We start from the raw sequence: 4,991 nt of genomic DNA, 5'->3' as shown, positions 1-4,991 counted from the left end.
GGGCGGGCCCAGCCACAGGAACCCCTCCTGGAGGCTGGCGATGTACTCCTCCAACGCGGCCTCGTCCGCCGAACCGTCGGCCAGGCCCGCGACGATGGACCGCTCGCCGTCGACTCCCTCGGGGGTGAACATGTTGAGGTCGATGCCGGCGGAGAAGATGTCACCGTCTCCGGTGATGACGATGATTCGGACATCGTCCGGCAGCGTCTGGCCGATGTGGGCCAGGGTGGTCCACGTACGGCCGGTCATCGCGTTGCGGCGCTCCGGACGGCTGATGGTGATCCTTGCGACCGGGCCGTCCACCGCCAGTCTCAGACCGGCACGGTGCAGCTCCTCTTGGGTGGGAGCGCTCGCGGGGGCGTTCGGGGCCTCTGCCATGGGTTCCTCCGTCGTGTCGGGTTCCACCCTGACATTACTGGCTGGTAACCAATCCGAGGCGGAAGACCCCGACAAGCGTCGGTCAGGCGCCGGGCCCCGGTCGGCGCGTCGCCCCGCCGCGCCCGCGCAGCTCGACCCCCGCCTCGCNGGCCCGGCCGGTGGCGGCTGCCAGCGTGCGGATGCTCTCCCCCGCGTCATAGCGGCGCTTGAGTTGGGTGGCCAGGGCCGATCGGTCCTCCCCGGACACGCGGGTGCCCTTGCTCAGCGCGTCGTTCACTGATCACTCCTCGAGGTCGTGGTGAGCCGGATCGTACTCTCCGCCATGATCCGGTACCGGAACGGAACGCCGCCACCCCAACGGTGCACCGCGTCCCGGATACTCTCCTCGGACAGGGTTTCGGAGCGCCACCGCGGATGTCCGAAACGGGCGGCGGTGAACCTCCCGGGCACTCGTGCGTCCCCGGCCCCACACCGCCCGTCACCTGTTCCACCCCCGGATCAAGCCAGGGCGATGAGGTCCTCGAACTCGGTGTTCCACACGTCCTCGACACCGTCGGGCAGCAGGATGACCCGCTCGGGTTGCAGTGCCTCGACCGCACCCTCGTCGTGGGTGACCAGCACGATCGCGCCCTTGTAGTTGCGCAGTGCCGCCAGGATCTCCTCGCGGCTGGCCGGGTCGAGGTTGTTGGTCGGCTCGTCCAGGAGGAGCACGTTGGCGCTGGAGACGACCAGCGTGGCCAGGGCCAGACGGGTCTTCTCCCCTCCGGAGAGCACCCCGGCGGGCTTGTCCACGTCGTCACCGGTGAACAGGAAGGAGCCCAACGTCTTGCGTGCCTCGACCTCGGGTAGGTCCGGGGCGGCGCTCATCATGTTCTCCAGGACGCTCCGGTCCACGTCCAGGGTCTCGTGCTCCTGGGCGTAGTAGCCGAGTTTGAGTCCGTGGCCGGGCACGACCTGTCCCGTGTCGGGCTCCTCGACCCGGCCGAGCAGTCTCAGGAGCGTGGTCTTGCCCGCGCCGTTGAGCCCGAGGATCACGACGCGGCTGCCCCGGTCGATCGCCAGGTCGACCCCGGAGAAGATCTCCAGGGACCCGTACGACTTGGACAGCCCCTCCGCCATGAGAGGCGTCCGGCCGCTGGGGGCGGGGTCGGGGAACCGCAGCTTGGCGACCCGGTCGGACTTGCGCACACCCTGCACGCCGCCCATGATCCGGTCGGCCCGGTTGAGCATCTGCTGGGCGGCTCGCGCCTTGGACGCCTTGGCCCGGAACTTGTCCGCCTGCTTGCGCAGGGTGTCGGCCTGCTTCTCGGCGTTGGCCAGTTCCCGGCGGCGACGGCGCTCGTCGGCCTCGCGCTGGGTCAGGTACTGCTTCCAGCCCATGTTGTAGATGTCGATGACACTGCGGTTGGCGTCCAGGTAGAACACCTTGTTGACCACGTGCTCGACCAGTTCCACGTCGTGGCTGATGACGATGAGGCCGCCCTGGTGGCTCTTGAGGAAGTCGCGCAGCCAGACGATGGAGTCGCCGTCAAGGTGGTTGGTGGGCTCGTCGAGGAGGAGGGTGTCGGCACCGCTGAAGAGGATGCGCGCCAGTTCGATCCGTCGGCGCTGGCCGCCGGAGAGCGTGTGCAGCGGCTGGGAGAGCACGCTGTCGGGCAACCCCAGGCTAGAGGCGATCGCGGCGGCCTCGGACTCGGCGGCGTATCCGCCCAGCACGTGCAGCCGCTCCTCCCACCGGGCGTAGGCGCGCACGCCCTTGTTCCGTGTCTTGGTGTCGGTGCTGGCCATCTTCTTCTCGGCCTGGCGCAGCCCTTCGAGCGCCTCGTCGATGCCGCGGGCGGAGAGGATCCGGTCCTTGGCGATCACGTCCAGGTCGCCGGTACGCGGATCCTGGGGGAGGTAACCGATGCTGCCGGAGGAGGTGACCGTGCCGTTGGTGGGCAGGCCCTCGCCCGCGAGCACCTTCGTCATGGTCGTCTTGCCCGCGCCGTTGCGACCGACCAGTCCGATCCGGTCTCCCGCCGCGACACGGAACGTACTCGGCTCCAGCAGGACCCGGGGGCCGACGCGCAGTTCGAGGTCGGTGGCGATCAGCATGACAGGGGCTTCCTAGCGGTGGTGGGACTGGGTGGTGACGACCGGGGCGCGGAACGGCCCTGCGGCGGAGGAGGGGTGGCCGGTCTCGGCCGACCGGCGTGGTGGGCCGAGGTGGCCGACCGACCCAGCCTAACGCCCCCCGCGCAAGGTGGCACGAGGTTTACGGCCGGGGCCTCGGGGAGGCGGCTCCGCACCCACAACGGGCGTGGGGCGACGCGCATTCCCCTGTGCCCCGGCCTCGGCCGTGCCAGGCGGAGACTTCCCGCGTCAGGCCCGCGACGCCGAGGAGTCGGCCCCTGCCTCCCCGCGGGGCGGATCCGCGGGCCCGGTGTCCACGGTCTCCTTGTGCTCCTCGGACGTGTGGGCCTGGTGGACCGGGGGCCGGTTGCGCAGCAGGGCCGCGAGCACGGCCGCGATGGGCGTCGCCAGGAACAGGCCGGGAATGCCGCCGACGATGCCACCGATGGTCAGGGCGATGAGCACCACGGCCGAGGGCAGTTCGAGCGCCTGGCCGTAGATCCGCGGGGCGAAGACGTTGCTCTCCAGCTGCTGCACGAGGATCACCGCGGCGAGCACGATCAGGGCCACGACCCAGTTCTCGGTCACCAGTGCGACGAGCACGGCGAGCAGACCGGAGAGGAAGGCACCGATGATGGGCAGGAAGGCACCGATGAAGGTGAGCACGATCAGTGGGATGGCCAGCGTGGTGTCGATGAGGAAGATGAGGACGATACCGATACCGACCGCGTCGAACAGACCGACCATCGCCACGCCGCGCACGTAGCGGCCCATCACTCCGTAGGCGACCCTCCCGCTGTACCGCAGACCCGGACGGGACTTGGGCGGCAGCAGGGTGACGATCCACTCCACCAGCTGGTCACCGGAGTGCACGAAGTACACCGTCAGGGCGAGCATCAGCACCAGCCCCACGAGCAGCTGGATCACGGCCGTCGTCGCGGTCCAGGCGCCGGTGAGGATCTGGTCCTGGTTCTCGGTGATCGTGGCCTCGATCTGATCCCAGGCGTTGTCGATGAGGTTGCTGAACAGCGCGGGGTCGAGACCGAAGGGGACGTCCAGCTGCTGGAGCTGGATGACCGCGCTGTTGACGCTGTCCACCAGGGCGTCGAAGCCGCTGACGGCGGGGGTCACGATCAGCGAGATGACCCCGCTGAGGACGGCGAGCCCGAAGATCATGCTGATCGCCGTGGAGGGCCCCCGGCCGAACCCGGAGCGCTTGATCGGGTTGGGCCTGCGCAGCCAGTTGGCCATGGGCATGAGCAGCGCGGTCAGGAACACGGCGAGGATCAGGGGCAGAGTGACGACGCTGAGGTAGACGAGCGCGTAGACGAGCAGCCCCGCCACGACTCCGATGATGAGCACCCGCCAGGCCACGTCACTGATCATGCGAAGAAGGTCGCCCGCCCCGACGTCGTCCTGTCCGACCAGTTCCGCCTCGGGGACCTCCGGCTCGGACACCGCCTCGACCCGCTGTTCGGCCTGGGCGGCACGACGTTGGGCACGGGCTCTGCGGCCCGAGATCCACTTGTTCAGGAGCGCCCACACTCCCGGCCGCTGGGCTTGCACATGGACTCCATTCTCTGGGGGTTGCGGGGCGGGCGTCAGGGAGCCGACTGGCCCGAGGAGCCACCGTCACCGGAGTCGCCGGGGTGCGCACTCCGGCTCTCCCACGTCACATGGTTCCCAACGACTCAGAACTGCCAGGGTTCCCGGGGACTGCCGCTGCGGACGATCTCGTTGCCGAAGGGCGCGAGGGCCACCGGGATCATCTTCAACGACGCCCACGCCATGGGTAGTCCGATGATAGTGACGGCCAGGCCGACGGCGGTGACGACGTGGCCGATGGTCAGCCACCATCCGGCGACGATGAGCCAGATGATGTTGAGGACCGTGCTGCCCCCGCCCGAACCGGGCTTGCGGACCAGATCCCGGCCGAAGGGCCACAGGGCGTAGCTCGCCATACGGAAGGAGGCGACACCGAAGGGGATCGTCACGATGAGGACGCAGCAGATGACGCCCGCGATGACGTAGCCGACCGCCAGCCAGAAACCGGCGACGAACAGCCAGATGATGTTGAGGATGAGCCGCAAGAGGGCCACGGTGCCTTGCTCCTTGTGTGTCACGACAGGTGGGCGACCGGTCCGAAGGGGTCGCATCCGAACTTGTACCCGCTGGGACGCGCGGGTGCCACGACCCGTTCGGCGCCGTTTCCCCGACTCCTCCCCTAGGGGGAGGACGCATCGGACCCTCTCCGCGGTCGTCGCCCTGGGTGAGGACATACGGTCAAGCCCTATCGCGGGCCCTGGTCCTGTCCACAATGTGATCGGCGCATCAGGGGGAGCCCCTAGGCAGGCGGGACATCGCACCATACGATGTGCTGTGTCCTTCGCGAGACAGCAGATCTTGCGATTTGCGACAAACTCGGACAATCCACCAGATGCCACCGAGTGGGCATCAGGTTTCGGTAACGGTTCTGCGAGTAATTTCCCTACCCCCCG

The 4,991-nt window shown here is 68.8% G+C and carries 5 protein-coding genes; all 5 read right to left on the bottom strand.

Annotation, left to right across the window (positions count from 1 at the left end):
• A partial coding sequence (locus D471_RS0128680) for an enoyl-CoA hydratase/isomerase family protein (RefSeq protein WP_017601804.1) occupies nucleotides 1-378 on the bottom strand: 378 nt, incomplete at its 3' end.
• An 82-nt stretch (nucleotides 379-460) separates the two neighbouring features.
• Nucleotides 461-655: a helix-turn-helix domain-containing protein gene (locus D471_RS0128675; RefSeq protein WP_017601803.1), complete on the bottom strand. Its 195-nt coding sequence runs from the start codon at nucleotides 653-655 to the stop codon at nucleotides 461-463.
• Between the two features lie 221 nt (nucleotides 656-876).
• Nucleotides 877-2,475, bottom strand: a complete 1,599-nt coding sequence (locus D471_RS0128665) for an ABC-F family ATP-binding cassette domain-containing protein (RefSeq protein ID WP_017601801.1) — start codon at nucleotides 2,473-2,475, stop codon at nucleotides 877-879.
• A 267-nt stretch (nucleotides 2,476-2,742) separates the two neighbouring features.
• Entirely contained in the window at nucleotides 2,743-4,059 is a 1,317-nt protein-coding gene (locus D471_RS0128660) for an AI-2E family transporter (protein WP_026128174.1), read from the bottom strand.
• Between the two features lie 125 nt (nucleotides 4,060-4,184).
• Nucleotides 4,185-4,592: a YccF domain-containing protein gene (locus D471_RS0128655; protein WP_017601799.1), complete on the bottom strand. Its 408-nt coding sequence runs from the start codon at nucleotides 4,590-4,592 to the stop codon at nucleotides 4,185-4,187.
• Nucleotides 4,593-4,991: the final 399 nt, after the last annotated feature.

This window comes from Nocardiopsis lucentensis DSM 44048 (assembly GCF_000341125.1).
In the GTDB taxonomy this organism is placed as follows: domain Bacteria; phylum Actinomycetota; class Actinomycetes; order Streptosporangiales; family Streptosporangiaceae; genus Nocardiopsis; species Nocardiopsis lucentensis.
This window is presented reverse-complemented; position numbering and strand designations above follow the sequence as displayed.